We start from the raw sequence: 21,618 nt of genomic DNA on the forward strand, positions 1-21,618 counted from the left end.
TTTTTAAAAACGCCAGCCCAGGGTTACTGCTATTTGGTGCAGCTTAGAGGTGATGCTGGCCGGTTCCTGATCTTCTTCGGCTACGAATCCTGAATAATATAAGGAGTAAGTATTTTTTTCAAGTCGCATCCGATAGGCCACATCAACAAACATATTATTCATACGGTAACCAAAACCGCCTGAAAATGTCTGGTAGCTATCATCGTTATTTATGTAGTCTTTGTTGTAAGGGCTTTGAAAATATCCGTAACCGGCCCGTAGTGAAAAAGTCTCTGTAGGTTTGTATTCACCACCAACCCGGATGTTGTGGGTGGCTTTGAAAGTGTCTTTAATATTGTCGTTACGCCAGTTTGTAATTTCCATATCGTCAATAGAGCCTTCTTTGCTTTTAAACTGCATGGAAGCATAATCGGTATATTCATAATCAACACTGATCAAACCTTTATTACCAAAGGTATAGGCGGCGCTACCAATTGCTTTGTAGGGCGTGTTGAAGTTGTAGGAATATTCGCCGTAAGGTGAGTCATAGCCGCTATAATCACCAAAGCCTTGTGGCAGATAGGTGTGGTAGGAGTATTCCTCATCAACCGAATAGTAGGTTGGTGAGTGAAAGGCTGCTCCAATACGTAACGAGCTGGTTGGTTTGTAAATAACCCCAACTTTTAGGTTGACTCCCAGACCACTGGTATTTAGTTTTTCTTTGTATGTATAGTTTTCCAGATAGGTCCATGGTGTCTCTGCCAGGGTTGGTTCCTCATAATGCTGCATCTCCTTTTTATAATTGAAAGTAGCAATGCCTAACGTTCCGCCTAAGTAAAAGGTGTTGCTGAAATTGGCGCCGAAAGAAAGGTCAAAATCACCACCATTACCTTTTTCTGTTAGTAACCGTCTTTGATTAATACCATTAGTTGGGCCCCATTGTGGATTGCCTTCTCCGTCTAGGTCTTCAAAGGCGTGGTAGTAACCGGTGGAAATATTGGGGTCGTCAATTGCTTCCGAATTGAGAGGATCCATTAAAAAAGAATCATAAGCCAGACCTGTTCTGGCATCAAGTTGGTTGTTACTCAGACCGTCTGCCGAGTAGACGAATTCATCCAGTAGTGACGAGTAGATGCCGTTGCCTTGTATAAAGGTGTTCTTTTTAAAGCTGTTATTGCGTGAATAACCGATGGCGAAATGCGTGCTTATTAAACCGGTTGTAGTTTCGTGCATCGGTTTGTATGTTGCTACATAACCTATTTGTTGTAGCGGAAACGAGTATTTATCTTCTTCGCCGGTATAACCGTAATAATCACTGCTGGTTTGGTTCAGATGCAACGAAGGGGTAAAGGTAAACTCGCTGCTTCGGTATACAGCAATACCTGCCGGGTTAATACCTATGCCGGAATAATCACCTCCCAGTGCTCCCAAGGCACCTCCCAAAGAGATGCTCCGGGCTGTTCCCGAGGGCCGGGTGAGCGATAATCTGAGTGCGTCATCGGTGTTTTGGGCCATTAATCCGATTGATGCTATTGACAGGATCGATAGTATGGTTGGGATACGTTTCATAAGTCATGATTTAGGCCTATACCAGGCTATAGTATTTTGTTTTAAAAAGGATAAAAACCGTTTTATACTTTTGTAATATTATCGTCTCCTTGAGCTACTGCTGCCACTACTACTTCTTGAAGAACTGCTTCCCGAAGAGCTGCTTCTTGACGAACTACTGCTGCTGCTTGAAGGGGCAGAATAGCTGGATGAGGAGCTGCTTCTGGATGGTGCTGAGTAGCTTGAACTTGATGATCGTGAAGGACTGCTGTAGGTTTGCGTCCGGCTACGACTGCTGCTACTGCTACCTTGTTGATAGGTTGTCCGTTTTTGTCCGGAAGAGGTGTTGACTTTGCTGCCACTTGAACTGCGCACGGTCGAACTGTTTCGTGTGCCGGAGGTCGGGGTGTAACTCGGTCTTGAGTTACTACTACTGCTACTCTGTATCTGACGTGTTGTGCTACCCCCGCTCTGAACAGTCCCGGTTGTAGGTGTTGTGCTGCTGCTCCTGACTCTGGTATAAGTTGCCCGGTTGTATACGGGGCGAGTGTTCGATTCAGAGGGCGTATAAGTCGGCGTGTAACTTCTACGCGTAGTTGCACTGGTTCTGTTTGTCGTTTCTGTTGAAACACCATTGACCGATGTTCTGCTGGTGGCCTGTCGACTGCTTTGTGTTGCAGTTGATGAACGTGATGAACGTGTTTCATCAACCTGAGCGCGTGCGCTGGATGAGGTTCTGCTTTCGCGGGAAGACAGTGATGAGCCCGTGCGGGAAGCTGACGTGCGGTCAACAGCGCTGCTTACGCCCCGGGGGGTGCTTACACGACGTGCAGTGGTGCTGGTGCCGGAACGAGGACCGTTATATGTGTTGACTGAGTATTGATTGTTGTGATACCCATAGTAATGATTGTGATGATGTCCACCATAATAATAGTTGTTGTAATATGGATAGCCAAACCCTGTATAATAGGGATAACCCCAGCTATTATAGCCATAATAAAACGGATCGTAATAATTCCATCCGAAGCCAACGCTCCAGTTGCTGTATGGATAGCGGTAACTCCATCCGAAGTTTAATCCTACAGGACTATACCAACTGTTATAATCGTAATAATCGTACCAGCGATTATACCATTTGGGCACTGCGTATGCATAATTCCCATCTACATAAACATTCCAGTCGTAATTGTTGTAGTAAACAACTTCGCTGTAGAATGGTGAATAGTATGGTATGCGAATGGACGGGCCGTGAAAACGAATGATGCGTTCAGCATAGTCACGATCGAAGTTACTACCATCAAAGCCATCGATCCAGTATCCGGTTTCGTCATTGTAGTAAACGAGCGTGTCAATTTCCTGATCGCTGTCGTTACTTAATATAGATGAATACTCTTTTTGTATTTCGGTGAAATCACGGTTATCTTCATTTTTATGGATGCTTTCGTAGTCTCTTTGCTGAGCCGACGCTGATTTATAATCTGCTTTTTGTTCTTCCTGAGTCAGCGATGGCACTGGTGCAAAGGCTTGTGATAAGCTTTCCCTTGTTTCACCGGGTACATAGTAGATGTCGTCGTAATAGACACCCGGTCCTGCCAACTGACTACTGGTAGCGCAGGCCCCTAACAGCATTAATGCTGCAAATCCGATTGTAAGGTTTATTGCTCTCATGATTTCTCCTCCTCATTGGTTTGTTGAATAACAGCAAAATTTGTACCAAAAACCGCTTATTATCTGAGCTTAATGTTAAATTGAACAGCTGTTCCGAATAACGTGGGCGAAGTCTTTTGAATTACGAAGTCTGATTCCCGATTTCAGTGCGATGTAAGCAGTTTCACGAATACAATTAAATTGTTTTATTCTGTCGGTTAATACTTTTGTTTTGGAGCGTTTGGGTTATAGGTCTTACAAGATACACAAAAAGTGGCGTTAATTGATTCTGTTTACCTGAAATTATAAACAGAGGGTTGAAAAGAAAGTTGTGTATTATCTGAGATGTCTTTTGTGTAAATGACCATTTGGAGCGCAAGCGTAACGCAGAAGTTGGATATTGTATTTAAACCTTAAGACCTAAGCTCGTGTCTGTCCGTAAAACCGGGAGTTTGAGTATCCCGTTCAGATTCAGGGCTTACGCCGCTCGGGAAATGTGAGTTTACTGGTGTAAATGGCCATTTGGAACGCAAGCGTAACGCAGAAGTTGGACTGTATACTCAAACTCTGACTGAACAATCTTTTTTAATGGTGCTATAAATCGGGTGATTATTTCTATTTTTGTGTCTTCGAAAAAATTTTGTAGTTGGGTCTCAAAAAACTGCAAAATCTTAACTAATTGATAAAGAAAGCACAATTTTTATGGCAAAAGTATTGACTAGTCGTGCGGATAATTATTCGCAATGGTACAATGAGTTGGTTGTAAAGGCCGATCTGGCCGAAAATTCTGCCGTTAGAGGGTGTATGGTTATTAAGCCATACGGATATGCTATCTGGGAGAAAATGCAAAGAGCTTTAGACGATATGTTTAAGGAAACAGGGCATGTTAACGCTTATTTTCCGTTGTTTATCCCCAAATCATTTTTTAGTAAAGAAGCTGCTCATGTCGATGGTTTTGCCAAGGAATGTGCCGTGGTTACTCACTATCGTTTGATGAATGATCCAAATGGTAAGGGCGTGGTTGTTGATCCTGATGCGAAGTTAGAGGAGGAGTATATTGTCCGGCCAACTTCTGAAACAATCATTTGGAATACTTATAAAAACTGGATTCAATCGTACCGCGATTTACCGCTTCTGGTTAACCAGTGGGCCAATGTGGTGCGGTGGGAGATGCGAACCCGTTTGTTTCTTCGTACCGCTGAGTTTCTTTGGCAGGAGGGACATACTGCCCATGCTACCAAACAGGAAGCCATACTGGAAACGGAGACGATGTTAAATGTCTATTCTAAATTTGCCGAAAACTGGATGGCGATGCCGGTGGTTAAAGGCTATAAAACAGCCAACGAACGGTTTGCCGGTGCACTTGAAACGTTGACTATCGAGGCTTTGATGCAGGATGGAAAAGCCTTGCAGAGTGGAACATCTCACTTCCTGGGGCAGAATTTTGCCAAAGCTTTTGATGTGAAGTTTGCCAATGACGAAGGACGAGAAGAGTATGTCTGGGCTACCTCCTGGGGCGTTTCAACCCGACTGATGGGTGCACTTGTGATGGCGCATTCAGATGATAAAGGGTTGGTGTTGCCTCCTAAATTGGCGCCCATACAGGTGGTCATTGTTCCTATTTATAAGAAAAATGAGGAATTGGCTAAGATAACTGAAACTGTTAACGGCATCGTTGAAAGATTGAAGGCTTTGGGTATTTCAGTGAAATTTGACAACGATGACAAACGTAAGCCGGGCTGGAAATTTGCTGAGTATGAGTTGAAAGGTGTTCCGGTACGTTTGGCGGTAGGACCGCGCGATCTGGAAAATGGAACCGTTGAGGTGGCTCGCCGTGATACGCTTACCAAAGAAGTTCTTCCTATGGAGGGCCTTGAATTGAAGGTGCAGAAATTGTTGGACGACATACAGTCTTCCATCTATGATAAAGCGTTGGCTTTTCGTGCTAATATGACCACAAAAGTAGACGATTATGAGGAATTTAAACGCCTGCTTGACGAGAAAGGTGGATTTTTCCTTTGTCACTGGGATGGTACTACGGAGACCGAAGAACGCATAAAAGCCGAAACTAAGGCCACCATACGATGCATTCCGCTGGATGCGCCCGATGAACCGGGACAGTGTATGGTTACCGGTAAACCTTCGGCCCGAAGGGTATTAATGGCACGTGCGTATTAAGAGTGCTGCAATGAAAGTGTATTTCCTTTCTGTAACCAGTTAACATTTGGTGGCGTAAAGGTCACGATAAAGAATAAACAAAAAGTCCGGCATATTTATGCCGGACTTTTTGTTTGTATGTATCTGTTGATACTAATTGGTGCTTGCCCATAAACTAAATGCTTGAAATCACTATTGTCCGGTAAAAAATATATTTTCCATTTAAGTGCTCAAGCCGCACGGGCTTTTACTTTTTTTCTACAGCAAAAAAAAGTAAACAAAAAATGCCGCCGCTGCAAGTAATTTCCTAAAAATCAATTTTATTGTCTAAAATCCGGGAACTCGCTTCGCTCAGACAGCCCGGATTTCTTTACGCCAATAAAATTGATTTTCTTAACGGAAATTCCTTGAGGCGGAAAGCAACCCCAATATCTCCTAAAATTTCTGGCTCGCACATTGGAGCTGGGTTCTAATCATTTCTCTAAATTTTTACCGGACACCAATGGTTTGAAATATAAAGTTCAAATTCAAGCATACAGCAGAAGTTGACTTTATCGACAAATATTATTTAACCAAACCGCTTCGTATAAGCAACGCTTCGTTGGTAGGTTCGCAGCCTCTGAAATTGATGTATAAAGTCATCGGATCTTCAGTTCCTCCTTTCGATAATATGTTATGGCGGAAACTGGCGGCTGTGGTTTTATCATATATCCCGTTTTGTTTGAACAGGGAGAATGCATCGGCATCCAAAACTTCGGCCCATTTGTAGCCGTAGTAACCGGCTGCATAACCACCGTTGAAGATGTGACCGAATGCCGGACTCATGGCACTGCCCTCAACTTCGGGAAACAGTTCGGTTTTTTCCATTGCTGCTTTTTCAAAATTGATGGCATCGCCCGAAATGGGAGAGGTGATGCTGTGCCAGGCCATGTCATTAAAGCCGAAGCTTAGTTGACGCACCGTTGAATAGCCACTCTCAAACTGATCGGCAGCAATGATGTTGTCAATCAGTCCGGCAGGAATAGGCTCCCCGGTTTGATAGTGGAAAGCGACATGTTGCAGCCATTCTTTTTCGGTGGCCCAGTTTTCCATGAGTTGTGAGGGTAACTCAACAAAGTCGCGGAAAACACTGGTGCCGGCTAAGCTTTCGTAGGTTACTTCGCTTAACATACCATGCAGTGCATGACCAAATTCGTGAAGAAAAGTAGTCACTTCATTGAAGGTAAGCAGTGAGGGTTGTTTATCAGAACCAGGGGTGAAGTTACAAACCACTGATATTTGTGGGCGGATATCCACACCATTGTCTTTATGTTGGTCCCGGAATGAGGTCATCCAGGCACCGCCCTGTTTTGAATTTCTGGGGAAGAAGTCGAGATATAACACCGAAAGGAAAGATCCATCTTCGTCGAAAACGTCATAGGCTTCTACATCGGGGTGATACACCTGTATGCTGGTATTACGTTTGAAGGTTAGCCCATATAATTTATTGGCCAGACTAAAAATACCTTCTTTAACTTTGTCAAGCTGAAAATATGGGCGCGTCATTTCATCGTTTAACTTAAAACGTGATGTCTTCAGCTTGTCGGAATAATAAGCAAAGTCCCAACGTTGCAATTGGTCTTTAAAGCCCAGTGTTTTAGCAAAATCGGCCACCTCTTTTACCTCTTTCCGGGCAAACGGGTAAGCTTTTTCAAACAACTCATTGAGAAATTCATTCACTTTTTGGGGTGACCTGGCCATGCGTTCTTCAAGTACGTAGTCGGCATGACTTGAATAGCCCAACAGGTTGGCTTTCTCCAATCGTAAGTTGGCTATGCGAATGATGTTGTCTTTGTTGTCTTGTTCGTTGTTGTTATTGGCTCTGAAAGCGTATGCTTTGAATAGCTTTTCACGAAGATCGCGGTTATCGGCATATTTCATAAAAGGCATATAACTTGGGGCCTGCAGTGAAAACAGCCAGCCTTTCTGACCTTCACTTTTTGCCAGAGCAGCAGCTGCTTCAACATATTGGGCGGGCAGGCCGGCCAAATCGGCTTCGTTGGTAATATGCAGTTTAAAAGCGTTGGTTTCAGCCAAAACGTTCTCTCCGAATTGCAGAGCTAACTGTGATAGTTCGGCTGTTACTTCCCGGTAACGGGCTTTGGCTTCGCCCGAAAGCAATGCGCCCTGACGAACAAAACCTTTATAGGTGTTTTCGAGTAATTTGATTTGCTCGGGTGTCAGTTTTAGTTTCTCTTTTTGGTCGTAAACCACTTTTACTCTTGCAAAGAGATCCTCATTCAGCGCAATGTCATTACCATATTCCGATAGTAAAGGCGACACTTCGCGGGCGATGGCCTGAATGGTATCGTTGGTTGCAGCCGAATTAAGATTGAAAAATATATTGCTGATGCGGTTAAGCAGTTTGCCTGTATTCTCCATTGCCTCAATGGTGTTTTTGAATGTGGGCTTCTCTGCATTGTTAACTATTTGGTCGATCTCTTCGCGACCTTGCTTCATCGCTTCTTTAAAAGCCGGCAGATAATGTTCCGCTTTTATTTCGTTGAAGGGTGGGGTTTGATGAGGCGTATTGAAACTTTTCAGTAGGGGGTTATTCATATCTGTATTATTTGTACATGAAATAGCTATTTGCATAGCAAGCAAACAGGCAAGACCAATTTTTGTTGTCCGCCCAAAAAAGTGTGTAGGTTTCATTGCGTTATAGATTTGTAGTTCCTGGTTTCTGATTAAGTAGTTTTGGGGGAGAGCTATTTTTTATCTGAGTGCAATTTTAAACAATATTGTCCGTTTGTCCAAAGCTGGGCGGCGCTCTTTATGTTTTGGAGGTATTTTTTTGAATCGCTTGATTGTTTGGTTCACACATATTACTTTTACCTTGTGTGCAATTTTAAAATATAAGGTTAATGTTTTGTCTAATAATTATCTAATCTATTCCTATTATGAAGACGATGAAAAAAGTTGTGTTGTTAATGGTTTTATCCTTAATGGGATGGAATATAACTTATTCGCAAGAGCAGATCACTGATTTTTTACATGCTGCGGAGCAGGGCGTCAAGCAAGATGCTTCTGTTTTAGCCGACGCTTATCTTAAACCTTACGGTGATATGCTGGGTAAGACGCTTAATGGCGGCTGGTATAATACGGCAAAGGTTCACGGTATTTTGGGTTTCGATTTAACATTCGGAGTTAATATGGCAATGGTGCCAACCTCCAAACAGACTGTTGATATGAATTCATTGTTGCCAAAGATGAGTGACGGGTGGAGTTTGCAGAATTCTGCCAATAACATTGCTCCAACCGTGGCCGGTGAAATGGCTGAAGCCAACCGGCCTGTTTTGGAGTATAATAATGTTGAAACGTTTACCATGCCCAATGGCTCTGGCTTTGACAAGATGCCTATGCCAATTTTGCAGGCTTCGGTAGGGTTGCCTTTTCATACCGACATCTCGCTTCGTTATGTTCCAAAAATGAGTCTGGGTGATGCCGGTAAAATTGGGTTGTATGGTTTTGCCTTAAAGCACAGTTTAAAAGATTATATCCCGTTTGTGAAGCGATTGCCCGCATTACAAGCCTCTCTGTTACTTGGTTACACTAATTTGTCGGGCGAAGTTGATGTCGATTATATGAACGGAGATGACCAGAAACTGGAAATTGGTGCAGGTGGTTTTACCTCGCGTTTACTGGTTGGTGTTAATATTCCCGTTTTGGCTGTTTATGCCGGTATGGGGTATGGCAGCACCAACAGCGATTTCGACTTAACGGGTAGTTATGCTGGTTTGGGAGATGATCCCATTTCTTTGTCGTACAAAAATACCGGTTTCGATTTTAATGCCGGGATGCGCATTCGTTTGGGCTTCTTCTCAATTCATGGCGATTACACCATTGGCGACTATTCGATGCTGACTGCCGGCGTGGGCTTTAATTTCAGATAGTTCTTGTCTCGAAGCAGTACCTGACAGGCAATCAATCCTGACAATATATCGTTCGATAGCAATTAATTGTTGTCGAACGATTTTTTTTATAGTGATAGAGAAGTCAGTAACAAGTTACAAAAGTGAAAAGGTTTAGGATTTCAAATTAAACAGGGTCAGTGCTTTATAATTTGCTTGGTATCAATTTTAGCGTCACAATAATAAGCCAATTGGGGTGCGGCGTAATAACGTGATAGTTGAGAAACTAAATTACATACATAACAATCCGGTTGCAGAAGGCTTTATTTGGTTGCTGATTTATGGTTGTTATGCCACTGTTTTGAATAGTTGGGTTGAGAGTTTTTTTTGCTTTAAGTCTTTTTTAGTCCCCCTTTGGAAGCCTTTGTTTATAAGCCTTTCAGGAGGGGGGCAAAAGTATCAATCCTTTTCCCTGAAAGTATCAATCCTTTTTACTAAAAGTATCAATCCTTTTCCCTGAAAGTATCAATCCTTTTTACTAAAAGTATCAATCCTTCTTTTTAGAACACTCAAAAAGTGTTTGGTTTCCAATAATTTTAAAAAATGATTGGAACATGCCTTGATTTTATAAATAGCGTTATATAATGCTGACAAAAAGGTTTAACTTCTTCGTTATGTTTGTCTCCAAAATATTTATTTGGAGTAAATACCCCTTTTTCGGACTTCGTATTTCTTTGCATTTGAATATTTCTTATCAGGCATTTGAGTTTTCTTGATATCACTATTCCGTGTTTGTTTTTATGGCAACTACTACGTTATTTTTGCCATAAAAACAGTCATTTATAAAAATAAACTCCTTAATTTTTTTTGACTTCACAAGCCTTGCATTTGAACTTTATATTTCAGAAACTTAGTTTATAGACATATTTTATTTTGCGGTTGGTAATTGTATTTTTTTGGTTTTTAATGTTCTGTTAGGTGAATCGGGTCTGTTAAAATGTGTCAAAAAGTTAAAAAGAATTGCCATTTTCTTCATTGATGCCGTTCATAATAAGGTTTAATTTTGAGTTTAGTTATTGATTATTTTTTTGGATAACTAATTCCCTTGTTTCGGTTATAGGGTTTTATTCATTGATTTAAAATTAGATTGTTTATATGAAGGTGCTGATTTTTATTTTTTTAGTGGTCATTGTTGGTCTGGCAGGCTGTAAAAATGATGAAGTTTTTTATACCGACCAATACAACGTTGTTTGGCATGAACAAAGTAAAGGAAGTCTTGAATCAATGCCTGTAAACGGCCATAGTATTGGATGTAATGTTTGGGTTGAAGATGGTGATTTGCTGTTTTATGCCGCTCAGAGTGGTGCTTTCGATGAGAATAACGAATCTTTGAAATTGGGAAGGTTTCGTATCAGATTGGATCCGAATCCTTTAGCGGACAGTTGTCGGTTTGTGCAAGAGTTAAAATTACACGATGGGTATGCCCACATTCAGAGTGACCATCCCAAATATGGAAAGGTTGATATTAGATTTTGGGTCGAAGCTGAACGTCCGGTTGTTCATGTGGATCTTTCTTCTACCGTTGAGACTCAAATGAAGGTTAGTTATGAATCGTGGCGTTATGAGGATGTTCCCTTGCCGGCCCGGAAGATTGGCGGTGTTAAAAGCCGTCGGGCTTCATTGTTCGACTTTGATTGTTATTTGGTTGATATGGTCAAATTTGGCGATGTTATGGAGGTTGAAGAAAATGGCCTGTGGTTTTATCATAATAATGGTGAAAATAAATCGGCCTTCGATTTTGTGGTCGACCAACAACATCTGGAGTCAGTTAAAAATAAGCTTGATAATCCTTTGCAAAATTTGGTGTCAGGCGGATGGATGACAGGTGATGAGCTTAATTTTCAGGGTGTGTCAAATGGTACTTATGCCGAAACAAAGTTCGTGTCATGGAATTTTGAATCCTCTAAAGCTTCTGAAAAGCATACGCTCGACGTTTTTGCGATGGTTCAGCAGTCCAATGTAAAGAAGTGGAAGAAAGATGTTGAAGAAATGGCCTATAGCGGAGTGGCTCGATCGGAATTGTTTAGGAATACGGTTAAGTGGTGGAATCGTTTTTGGGATCGTTCATATGTTGTTGTCAATAAAGGGAAAGGGGAAGATGATAAACCCTGGATCTTAGGTCGCAATTATAATTTGTTCCGATACCAGTTGGGCGGAAATACGTATGGTCGGATGCCCACTAAATTTAATGGGGGCAATTTAACCGTTGATCCGGGTTTTATTTCTAATGACTTTTTGTATGATCCTGATTTTCGTCGATGGGGCGGAGGATCCTTTACTGCTCAAAATCAGCGATTGGTTTATTGGCCAATGCTTAAAAGCGGTGATTTTGAAACAATATTGCCACAATTTGAGTTTTATCGAAAAGCGTTGAATAATGCGTTGCTGCGAACTCATGTTTATTGGGGACATGGAGGTTGTTGCTTTACAGAACAAATGCAGCAATCTGGCTTGCCCATAGCCTCGCATTATGGTTTTGTGAAAAATGGTTATTGGATTATGAACCGGTCTGAGAATTTGGAACCAGGGCTTCAGTCAAATCCTTTTGTTCAAACTCTTTATCAGAACCAGCTTGAGTTTGCATTTATGATTCTTCAATACTACGAGTATTCTGGAAACGACATTTCGGCCTATATACCGTTCGTTTATAATTGTGTGAAGTTTTACAATGAGCATTATCAATACCGGAATATACAACGTACTGGTCAGCCTTATGATAAAAATGATAAATTGGTGTTATATCCTACAACACCTGGCGAAAATAGTCCAAATTCAACCAATGCTTCAGATGCGGTTGCCGGTTTCACGGCTGTTGTTAAAGCGGCTTTAAATTTACCAGCTTCAGTACTGCCTGATAGCCTTCGGGCTTATATAGAGGCGGTTAAGCCTCATATTCCTGATCTGGAACTTTATACTCACACAGTCGACAGTAATAATTATACGTTGTTTCGCGAATCGAAGGAAGATTCTCTTTGGCATTCTGGATTTATGCCATCATTATATGTTTTGTTTCCATACCATTTGGTTAATTTTAAGATGCCCGAATTTGAATATGCAATGAATGTGTGGAAATATAAAATGAGTGAGAGCAATAAATCTAATTATGCCAGCTGGCGACCAGGGGTTTTTATGGGGGCTGAGTTGCAGTTAGTCGATTATTGTAAAGAGCAATTATTGAGAAAATTAGGCGATTCGGGACGTCGATATCCAACTTTTTGGGGCCCGGGGCATGATTGGGTGCCAGATCATAACTGGGGTGGAAGTGGCATGATTGGGATGCAGGAAATGTTGCTTCAGGAAATTGAAGGTAAAATTTATTTGTTTCCAGCTTGGCCGTCGGTCTGGGATGTGAAGTTTAAACTGTACGCTTCGAAGAACACGGTTGTTGAAGCTGAGTTAGTTAGGGGACAAGTGGTTAATTTGAAGGTGACACCAGCTGGCAGGATGGGTGATGTTGTTGTTAATTTGTAATATCCATTATGATTCGTTTTTATTTTTCTGTATTTGTCTTTTTATTTGGTTCCTTTATTTCAGAAGCGCAAACGGTTTTTTTTGACACTTCCGCGATGAATAATGAGGTGCAGTCTGGTCATTTGAAGATGGGAAATCCCGGTCCTGATGGCGCTCAATTGCTGGTTAATAACCGGTATTTGACCTTACATGGAAAACCAATTATTCCCGTTATGGGCGAGATGCACTTTTCCCGTTGTCCGGAAGCAGAATGGGAGAATCTTATTCTTAAAATGAAAGCCAATGGAATTAATATCATAGCAACTTATGTTTTTTGGATATATCATGAAGAAATAGAAGGCCGGTTTGATTGGTCGGGGAATAAAAATTTCAGAAAGTTTATTGAATTATGCGCGCAACATGGTATGTGGGTTTATCCCCGTTTAGGCCCCTGGTGTCATGGTGAAGTTCGAAATGGCGCAATGCCCGATTGGATTCTTAATAAGACAAATATGTCTGACCGGACGAATCATCCGGTATATCAACATTACGCTGAGCGTTGGTTGGGTGAGGTGGCTAATCAAATGTCGGGGTTGTATTATAAAGATGGCGGTCCTGTTATTGGTGTTCAACTTGAAAATGAATATTGGCGCGGTAAGAAAGGGGAGGCGCATATCGTCTGGTTAAAGCAGGTGGTGCGCAAATCAGGGGTTGATGTGCCTTTATATACTGTTACCGGCTGGCGTCACGCTTCTGTGCCGCAGGATGAGGTTATTCCTTTGTGGGGCGGTTATCCCTCGGCACCATGGGCTACAAATATTAAGTCTGCAGGTGCTAATCCTGTTTTTGATTTTGAGTCGCCGGCTAATGTTGAAAATATTGGTAATGAAGTCTCCACTTCCAAAGGGTATTCTGTCGATTATTCCCGATATCCTTATTTTACCTGTGAGTTGGGTGTTGGGAATCAGATAACATACCATCGTCGGCCTGTCATTGGGTCGCTCGAAGGACTGGCAATAGCCACCGTAAAGGTCGGCTCGGGAAGCAATTTGCCCGGGTATTATGTCTTTGCCGGTGGTAGTAATCCGGTCGGACTACTCACCACTTTGCAGGAGGAGAAGGACGATACCGGCTATTGGAATGATTACCCAGTCATATCATATGATTTTCAAGCTGCTATTCGTGAGACAGGCGAATTATCGCCGGCTTACCAGGAACTTAAGAAACTGCATTATTTTTTAAATGAATTTGGTGATCGGCTGGCTCCCATGTCTTCCGTCCTGCCTGAGTCCAATTCCGATCATGCTCTCAGGTGTGCTGTAAGAGCTAAGGATAATTCAGGGTTTTTATTCGTCTCTAATTACAGTCGTAATACGGCATTAATGCCCTGTAAAAAACAGCAATTTAGTGTTACTACCAACAATGAAGTCATAGTGCTGCCAAAACATCCTGTGACTATTCCTGACAGTTCTGTTTTTATCTGGCCATTTAATTTTGAGATGGGTGATGCATTGTTGAAATATGCGACAGCACAGCCGGTAGCCAAAATGGATGGTCTTGCTGCTGATACCTGGTTTTTTGTGCAGAATGGGAGCATTGTTCCTGAATTTGTGCTGGATGCTACATCAGTTACCAGTGTAAGTTTTAACCATCAAAGAGTTAAAGCCGCAAAAGATGATTATGTTGTTCGGGTTGAGAACCCTGGAATTCAGCCTGGTCTCGAATTTTTAGATATTAAGGGCGCCGCTCATCGCATCGTGGTATTAAGCCCAGCTGAGGCTCAACAGATGTGGCTGGTGTCAAACGATTTGGGTAAAAATTTATTTGTCTCGGATGTAAATCTGACACTTAGTAATGCGTCTTTGCACTTATTTGGCGAACAGCCCACCGGTGAGGTGTTTGCTTTCGAAGACAATTCATTTGCGAAGTTGCCGGAAGCGATTGATACATTAGGCTGGTTTACCCGTCATTTGTTTAATCAGCCTGCAAAAGCTTTTACCGCCAAAGTCAGACCTCAAAATTATTTTGAGAAGGCTAAATGGTTAAAGTCAACCCCCGAAAAAATTTCGTCCAGACAACAGTTGTTTCATACTTTTTTTGTGAAAGAAATAGGTGTTTACCAAACATCGGAAATCAAGGCGGCTACATTGTTTTGTTATTCTGATGTGGAAGCCAGATTGAGGGTGAATGGCCGCTGGGTTAATCAGCCCCTGATTCCGGGTAGCGCCAATGCCATTGATTTGACTGGTTATCTGCACAAAGGTGAAAATGTGTTGTTGGTTGATGTGCCTTTTGTTGAAAGCAATGGCGGTTGGATAGCCAGTCTTGTGGTTGATTTTTTGAATTCTGATCGGTTGGAAATACCGTCCGACAGATCATGGCTTTCGGTAACCGATTATCGTATCCCGGTATATGGCCAGGCTTTGCGAAATGCGGCGGAGCCGGTTGTAATGGATAACCGACCCATGCCTTTGGATATTCCGGGGTGGCCTGTACGATTTGCCATTGAGCTGCCTGATTTGGATTTTTCAGGGCTTCAGAATTTGTACCTAAATATTAATTATAGGGGTGATAAAGCGAAGTTGAGATTGAATAACCGATTGGTGGCCGATAATTTCTATAATGGCGAAGTTTTTAGTGTTGCATTAAAAAAGCTGCGGCGTCAGTTAACTGCCGGAACACTTGAGCTGGAGCTGTCACCTTTAAAAAAAGAGGCGCTCATCTATTTTGAGAAGGTGGACAGGACTATGCTGTTTAATGCCGGCGTAACTTCTGTAACGGTCAAACCAATTTATTCATCGGAGATAGGTGTTGAGTAGTCGTCAAATATAAATTGAACCGATTTGAGAGTAAGTGTAACGACGAGTTATCCCATTTTTTAAAATTTATAACATAAACTATATAATATCATGCGTTATTTAACCGGTTTTGTTCTCTTTTTTATTTTATCATTGACCTCGTGTCGCAACGACGACAATGATATGATTATTGATTTGTCAGGACAGTGGCAGTTTATGACCGATACGGCCGATGTCGGTGTTGCCGGGCAATGGTTCAACCTTGCTTTGGCTGAAGAAGTGCAATTGCCGGGTTCCATGACTCAAAACGGGAAAGGAACACCGCCTTCTTTATCGACACAGTGGACTGGCAGTATTTATGACAGTTCATGGTTTTTTAATCCGGCCACGGCTCCTTACCGCAAGCCCGATAGTCTGAAGTTCCCTTTTTGGCTCACGCCCGACCTTTATTATACTGGTGCAGCGTGGTATCAAAAGACCATTGAAATTCCGGAGAGCTGGGAAGGGCGGCCGGTTATGCTGTTTCTGGAGCGCCCGCATTGGGAAACAACTGTTTGGGTGGACAGCATTATGTTGGGTATGCAGAATTCACTTTCAACTCCACATCGCTATTTTTTGCCGGCGAATTTAGCCCAAGGAGAGCACCGACTCACCATTCGTGTTGATAACCGAATTAAAGAAATTAACCCGGGGCCCGATTCTCATAGCCTTACCGATCACTCGCAAGGTAATTGGAACGGATTGGTGGGTGACCTTAAACTGATGGCTCTGTCGCCGCTGTTAATCAGTAACGTAAAGATTTATCCTGATATCGAATCGAAAGAGGTGCGGCTGGTTTATTCCTTGTTAAATGCCGGAAGTTCAATCGAAGAAGGGGTGTTAAAAGTGTCAGCGAACTCTTTTAATACTGTAAAGACTCAAAAATTACCAGAGATAGAGGTGCCAGTGAAGACGAATCCGGGTGTGAATACGTTGGAAGTTATTTATCCTATGGGCGATGACATCGCTTTATGGGGCGAGTTTCAGCCTGCATTATACCGTCTTATGTCACGGTTGAAATTGGTCGACGGGCCTGTTGCATCGCATGAAGATACTTTCGGGATGCGTTCTTTTTCAACCGATAGCACCCGTTTTGTGATTAACGGACGCCCGGTTTTTTTGCGTGGCACCGTTGATTGTGCCGCTTTTCCTTTGACTGGCTATCCACCAACTTCGGTATCTGACTGGAAGGCTTATTTTTCGCGTTTGAAGGCCTATGGCGTTAACCACGTACGATTTCATTCCTGGTGTCCGCCCCAAGCCGCTTTTTCAGCTGCCGATGAATTGGGATTGTATCTGCAGGTCGAAGGGCCTTTCTGGACTAACCACGGAACTGCTGTGGGCTATGGTTTGCCTGTTGACCAGTATATTGGCGATGAATGTCGGCGTATTCTGGATGAATATGGTAACCATCCTTCATTTGTGATGTTTGCATATGGTAATGAGCCGGCAGGACGTTACCAAATAGAGTTTCTCGATAGTCTGGTAAATGTATGGAAAGCGTATGATAATCGCCGGTTGTACGCGCACGCTTCAATAGGTCAAAGCTGGCCATTGGCACCTTCGAATGAGTTTATTGTACGTGCCGGAGCCCGGGGCCTTCCATGGGGACATCGGCCTCAGAGTGAATTTGATTATGGCACAAAAATAGCGCCTTTTCAGGTGCCATATGTGGCTCATGAAATGGGGCAGTTTTGTGTATTCCCTGATTTTAGTGAGATTCCGCAATATACCGGTGTAATGAAACCCCGTAATTTTGAGATGTTCAGACAGGAGCTTATCCGTAAGAAGATGGGCGATCAGGCGCACGATTTTTTGATGGCCTCGGGTAAGTTTCAGGTGCTTTGTTATAAACAGGAGATAGAGGCTTCTTTACGTACGCCGGGTAATGGCGGTATGCAACTGTTGGGTATTGCCGATTTTCCGGGACAGGGTTCGGCTATTGTGGGAGTGGCTAATGTGTTTGCTCAACCTAAAGCGTATGTTGCGCCGGCCGATTTTAAGCATTTTTTTGATGCCACGGTTCCGTTGTCCCGATTTTCAAAGTTTGTGTTTACCAATAATGATACGCTTGATGTTCAGTTGGAAGTCGCTCATTTTGGGCCTCAGGTCCTAAAAGAGGTGATACCTCACTGGCGTATTACCAACGCTGCCGGTGAAGTATGGCAGGAAGGAGACTTGCCAACGACGGATGTCACATGGGGCAACACGGTGCTGGGACGTCTTTCTTTACCGCTTGAGTCGTTAAAGATGGCTGTTTCATTGCATCTGCAACTTCAGATAGGCGATTTTGTCAATGGATGGGATTTTTGGGTTTACCCGCAATCGCTTCCGGAATCGGTTGATACTTCGGTTTACATCGCCCATGAATGGGATCAAACCACTCGTGATATTTTAAATAATGGCGGAAAAGTTCTTTTGTTGGCAGCAGGAAAAGTGGAACATGGTAAGGACGTTAAACAATATTTCCGACCGGTGTTCTGGAATACTTCGTGGTTTAAAATGCGTCCGCCACACACACTGGGTATATTATGCGATCCAACGCATCCGGCTTTGGCTGATTTCCCGACGCAATATCACAGTAATATGCAATGGTGGGAATTGCTTCAACGTCAGCAGGTGATGAATGTAGATAGCTTTCCGGCAGACTTTAAGCCGATTGTTCAGCCTATTGATACCTGGTTTTTAAATCGTAAGCTGGCTCTTATTTTTGAAGCCAGGGTGGGTAATGGTAAGCTCATGGTTTGCAGCTCCGATATTGAGAATCATTTGCAAGACCGGCCAGCAGCCCGACAAATGCGGTATAGTTTGCTTCGTTATATGCAAAGTGAACAGTTTGAGCCGGCTTTAGAAATTGGATTCAATTTGATTGATGATTTGTTTATTGATCGGGCGCATCAGGCTGTCGATTTTCATACCAATGATAGCCCCGATGAGCTAAAACCCAAACTCTGATGCGGTGAAGGTGGTTTAATGCATTTGTTTGTTGTTTTTTTGCGATGCTTAATAATAGAGTATCTAATTCATAATTTGTATTGGTCATAATACCACCACGGCATTCCCATTCAGAATATTGCGTTTTTTTGTTTTTGGGTGGGGCCGTGGCGACGTGACCTTTCGGTGGTAACTTATTTGCTATGTTAAAGAGACTTTTTATAATTACTTTAATAGTATTGGTTAGTCTGCCGCAGCAGGCTCAAAATAAATTTTTGATTGCCAATACAAAATCAGCCGTCGCGGTTGTGTATGATACGGCCGATGCTCAAACAGTGGCTGTTACGGCCAATTTGTTTGCCGATGATGTTGAACGTATAACCGGAACGCGGCCGGCAGTGCTTACCAGTATGCCTCTCAAGGCGGGTAATGTTATTTTGGTAGGAAGTGTTGGCGGGAGCCGGTATGTTAAGAGACTGGTGGCTGATAAAAAGAGTGATCTTTCGCGTTTGTCAGGTTCCTGGGAGTGTTACGCCTGGCGTTTTCTCAAAAGGAAAGATGGGCAATCGGGTAACGTAATGGTGATTGCCGGCTCCGATCGCCGCGGAACGGCTTACGGAATTTTTGAACTGTCGCGTACCATTGGTGTATCTCCCTGGTATTGGTGGGCCGATGTGACGCCCGAAAAACGTGATTTGATTTCTATTCCGGCTCTCGATGTAACATCAACAGAACCTTCAGTGAAATACCGGGGTATTTTTCTTAATGATGAGGGGTGGGGACTTAACCCCTGGGCTTCACAAACATTTGAACCGGAGGTGGGTGACATTGGCCCCAAAACTTATGCCCGTATTTTTGAACTGCTGTTGCGCTTAAAAGCCAATTTGATTTGGCCTGCCATGCATCCTTGTACCAGTGCCTTCTTTAGTAATCCTGAAAATCCCCGTACAGCCGATACCTATGGTATTGTAGTGGGTAGTTCGCACGCCGAACCAATGTTACGTAACAACGTAGACGAATGGAAAAAAAACGAAAGGGGCGCTTTTAATTTTTTTACTAATAGAGAAAATGTCTTGAATTACTGGGATCAGCGTGTGGCTCAGAGTGCTGGTAACGATTGTGTTTATACTTTGGGGATGCGCGGTATTCATGACTCGGGAATGGTTGGCGCAAGCTCTGTGGAAGAGCAGGTGGCGGCACTTGAAACGGTGATTCGTGAACAAAGACAGATGCTTAAACAGCATGTTAACAGCGATGAGACTGCCGTCCCTCAGGTGTTTACAGCTTATAAGGAAGTGCTTGACGTGTACGATGCAGGGCTTGAATTACCGGATGATGTTACATTGGTATGGCCCGACGATAATTATGGTTATATCAAACGTTTGTCAAACGAGCAGGAACAGCAACGTGCAGGCGGTTCGGGTGTTTATTACCATCTTTCGTACTGGGGACGCCCGCATGATTATTTGTGGCTGAGCTCCACGCACCCGGCTCTCATACGTGAAGAAATGATGAAGGCCGCCGGTCTTAAGGTGAAAAATTTGTGGGTGGCCAATGTTGGGGATATAAAGCCTTTGGAATACAATATTTCGCTTTTTCTTGATATGGCTTATGATAACAGTCGGTTTGCCAAACCATTGTCTGAACAGCAGCATTTGGTAAAATGGTGTTGCGATATCTTTGGCAGTGAGGTTGGAGCTCAAGCAGCTGAATTGTTATGGCAATATTATGGTTTGAATTTTGAGCGGCGAACTGAATTTATGGGATGGAGCCAAACGGAGCCGACACGTAAAACGCATCCCTCTGAATACAACCATTTTCAGGCTGGCGATGAAGCACAGCTACGTATTGACGCCTTTAACCGGCTGGCAGCGGATGCCCGTCAGTTGCGCAAGCAAGTGTCTGCCCCTCTCGACGATGCTTTCTATCAGTTGGTTTATTATCCCGTGGTTAATAGTGGCTTGATGAATAAGAAATTTCTTTATTCGGAGAAGGCCACAAAATATGCTGAACAGGGACGACTGGTTGCCAATGATTTGGCTGAAATGGGGAAAGCAGCTTACGACAGTATTTTGCTCGAAACGGCTTATTATAATGAGTCAATGGCTAATGGCAAATGGAACCATATGATGTGTTATGCCCCGCGATCGTTGCCAGTATTTAATTCTTTGCCTATGCCTCAGTGGCAGTTTGATGGTACAGGATGGGCCCTGGCAGTGGAAGGCGATGAGGAGATACGCCGATACTCTGATCTTTTTGGGCCGCAGCAATTGCCTGTTTTTTACCGGGCAGAGAATAAAACTGCTTTTATTGATCTGTTTCTTAAAGATAATCGCACTGTTAAATGGACGGTGACCCCGTCGCATCCCTGTATTAAAACGAGTGTTACTTCGGGTGTCCTGACAGGGGCCAAAATGCAAAAGCAGAAACGCATCCGGGTTTGGATTGACTGGAATGCTTTGGACGTTAATGGGTTATTTAATGGCCGATTGGCATTTACAGCAGACGATGGTAAAAAAGTTACAGTAACTGTAAAGGCCGAAAATCTGACACCTGTAGTGAAGAATGACGCGCCGGTTTTTATGGAGGAGAATGGTTATTTGTCAATTTATGCTGAAAATTATACGCGTAAAACTGACGGTGTCTTTCCATTGGAAGTGTATAGTGGACTCGGTTATTCAGGTAGTTCGGTGGGTACCCTATGCGCTGGCGCCGAAGACGATTCAACCGATTCAAAACCTTCTGTGCTTGAGTATGACTTTTATACGCCTCGTGGTGGTAACATTAAGGTGCATGTATGGTGTATTCCCACACACCCGGTTAATAGCGATAAAGGGTTGCGTTTTTATGTGTCGGTAGACGATGCGACACCACAAAAGGGGTCTATACAAACGTACGGGCGCAGTGAGCAATGGAAACAAAATGTATTGCGCAACAATACACTGGTCACAATTCCGCAGCGTATATCGTCAAAAGGTGTGCACACACTGAAAATAGTGTTGCCCGATCCGGGCGTTATTATCGATCGAATAGAAATTGACCGTGGCGGGTTACCTGATGTTTATTCGGTTCTTCCCGAATCTTATCAGATATCAACCGGAAATTGAAAGACGCAG

At 43.0% G+C, this 21,618-nt stretch carries 9 protein-coding genes; 6 read left to right on the forward strand and 3 right to left on the reverse strand.

Annotated features, from left to right (window positions below; all coding sequences use genetic code 11):
• Window positions 1-3 precede the first annotated feature (3 nt).
• Together ACT3CD_RS15565 and ACT3CD_RS15570 are read right to left on the reverse strand one after the other, a co-directional pair.
• Window positions 4-1,548 carry an OmpP1/FadL family transporter gene (locus ACT3CD_RS15565; protein ID WP_444646580.1) on the reverse strand — a complete coding sequence of 515 codons (1,545 nt, stop codon included), beginning with the start codon at window positions 1,546-1,548 and terminating at the stop codon, window positions 4-6.
• 78 nt (window positions 1,549-1,626) lie between these two features.
• The gene (locus ACT3CD_RS15570; RefSeq protein ID WP_444646581.1) at window positions 1,627-3,195 is read right to left on the reverse strand and encodes a hypothetical protein; all 1,569 of its coding nucleotides are present in this window, start codon (window positions 3,193-3,195) and stop codon (window positions 1,627-1,629) included.
• A gap of 681 nt (window positions 3,196-3,876) precedes the next feature.
• Between ACT3CD_RS15570 and proS the strand changes: the two genes are divergently transcribed.
• Complete coding sequence (gene proS / locus ACT3CD_RS15575) at window positions 3,877-5,352, forward strand: proline--tRNA ligase (protein WP_444646582.1); 1,476 nt, start codon at window positions 3,877-3,879, stop codon at window positions 5,350-5,352.
• 543 nt (window positions 5,353-5,895) lie between these two features.
• Here proS and ACT3CD_RS15580 read toward each other — a convergent pair.
• Window positions 5,896-7,929 carry a M3 family metallopeptidase gene (locus tag ACT3CD_RS15580; RefSeq protein ID WP_444646583.1) on the reverse strand — a complete coding sequence of 678 codons (2,034 nt, stop codon included), beginning with the start codon at window positions 7,927-7,929 and terminating at the stop codon, window positions 5,896-5,898.
• 341 nt (window positions 7,930-8,270) lie between these two features.
• Here ACT3CD_RS15580 and ACT3CD_RS15585 point away from each other — a divergent pair, with 341 nt between their 5' ends.
• The 5 genes from ACT3CD_RS15585 to ACT3CD_RS15605 all read left to right on the forward strand — a co-directional run bounded on the left by ACT3CD_RS15585 (window position 8,271) and on the right by ACT3CD_RS15605 (window position 21,609).
• On the forward strand, window positions 8,271-9,263 hold the full coding sequence (locus ACT3CD_RS15585) for a DUF6588 family protein (RefSeq protein ID WP_444646584.1): 993 nt from the start codon (window positions 8,271-8,273) through the stop codon (window positions 9,261-9,263).
• Between the two features lie 1,113 nt (window positions 9,264-10,376).
• Window positions 10,377-12,752 (forward strand): DUF5703 domain-containing protein, encoded by a 2,376-nt coding sequence (locus ACT3CD_RS15590; RefSeq protein ID WP_444646585.1) that lies wholly within the window; start codon window positions 10,377-10,379, stop codon window positions 12,750-12,752.
• 8 nt (window positions 12,753-12,760) lie between these two features.
• The gene (locus ACT3CD_RS15595) at window positions 12,761-15,550 is read left to right on the forward strand and encodes a beta-galactosidase (protein ID WP_444646586.1); all 2,790 of its coding nucleotides are present in this window, start codon (window positions 12,761-12,763) and stop codon (window positions 15,548-15,550) included.
• Window positions 15,551-15,640: 90 nt separating this feature from the next.
• Window positions 15,641-18,523, forward strand: a complete 2,883-nt coding sequence (locus tag ACT3CD_RS15600; protein WP_444646587.1) for a sugar-binding domain-containing protein — start codon at window positions 15,641-15,643, stop codon at window positions 18,521-18,523.
• 182 nt (window positions 18,524-18,705) lie between these two features.
• Window positions 18,706-21,609: a glycosyl hydrolase 115 family protein gene (locus tag ACT3CD_RS15605; protein WP_444646588.1), complete on the forward strand. Its 2,904-nt coding sequence runs from the start codon at window positions 18,706-18,708 to the stop codon at window positions 21,607-21,609.
• Window positions 21,610-21,618: the final 9 nt, after the last annotated feature.

The sequence above is a fragment of the Geofilum sp. OHC36d9 genome (assembly GCF_052400685.1).
Classification (GTDB): domain Bacteria; phylum Bacteroidota; class Bacteroidia; order Bacteroidales; family Marinilabiliaceae; genus CAZHHH01.

Excerpts from the sequence above, each read along its gene's own strand:
- ACT3CD_RS15565 (WP_444646580.1), bottom strand. The coding sequence starts at position 1,548 with ATGAAACGTATCCCAACCATACTATCGATCCTGTCAATAGCATCAATC.
- ACT3CD_RS15570 (WP_444646581.1), bottom strand. The coding sequence starts at position 3,195 with ATGAGAGCAATAAACCTTACAATCGGATTTGCAGCATTAATGCTGTTA.
- proS (WP_444646582.1), top strand. The coding sequence starts at position 3,877 with ATGGCAAAAGTATTGACTAGTCGTGCGGATAATTATTCGCAATGGTAC.
- ACT3CD_RS15580 (WP_444646583.1), bottom strand. The coding sequence starts at position 7,929 with ATGAATAACCCCCTACTGAAAAGTTTCAATACGCCTCATCAAACCCCA.
- ACT3CD_RS15585 (WP_444646584.1), top strand. The coding sequence starts at position 8,271 with ATGAAGACGATGAAAAAAGTTGTGTTGTTAATGGTTTTATCCTTAATG.
- ACT3CD_RS15590 (WP_444646585.1), top strand. The coding sequence starts at position 10,377 with ATGAAGGTGCTGATTTTTATTTTTTTAGTGGTCATTGTTGGTCTGGCA.
- ACT3CD_RS15595 (WP_444646586.1), top strand. The coding sequence starts at position 12,761 with ATGATTCGTTTTTATTTTTCTGTATTTGTCTTTTTATTTGGTTCCTTT.
- ACT3CD_RS15600 (WP_444646587.1), top strand. The coding sequence starts at position 15,641 with ATGCGTTATTTAACCGGTTTTGTTCTCTTTTTTATTTTATCATTGACC.
- ACT3CD_RS15605 (WP_444646588.1), top strand. The coding sequence starts at position 18,706 with ATGTTAAAGAGACTTTTTATAATTACTTTAATAGTATTGGTTAGTCTG.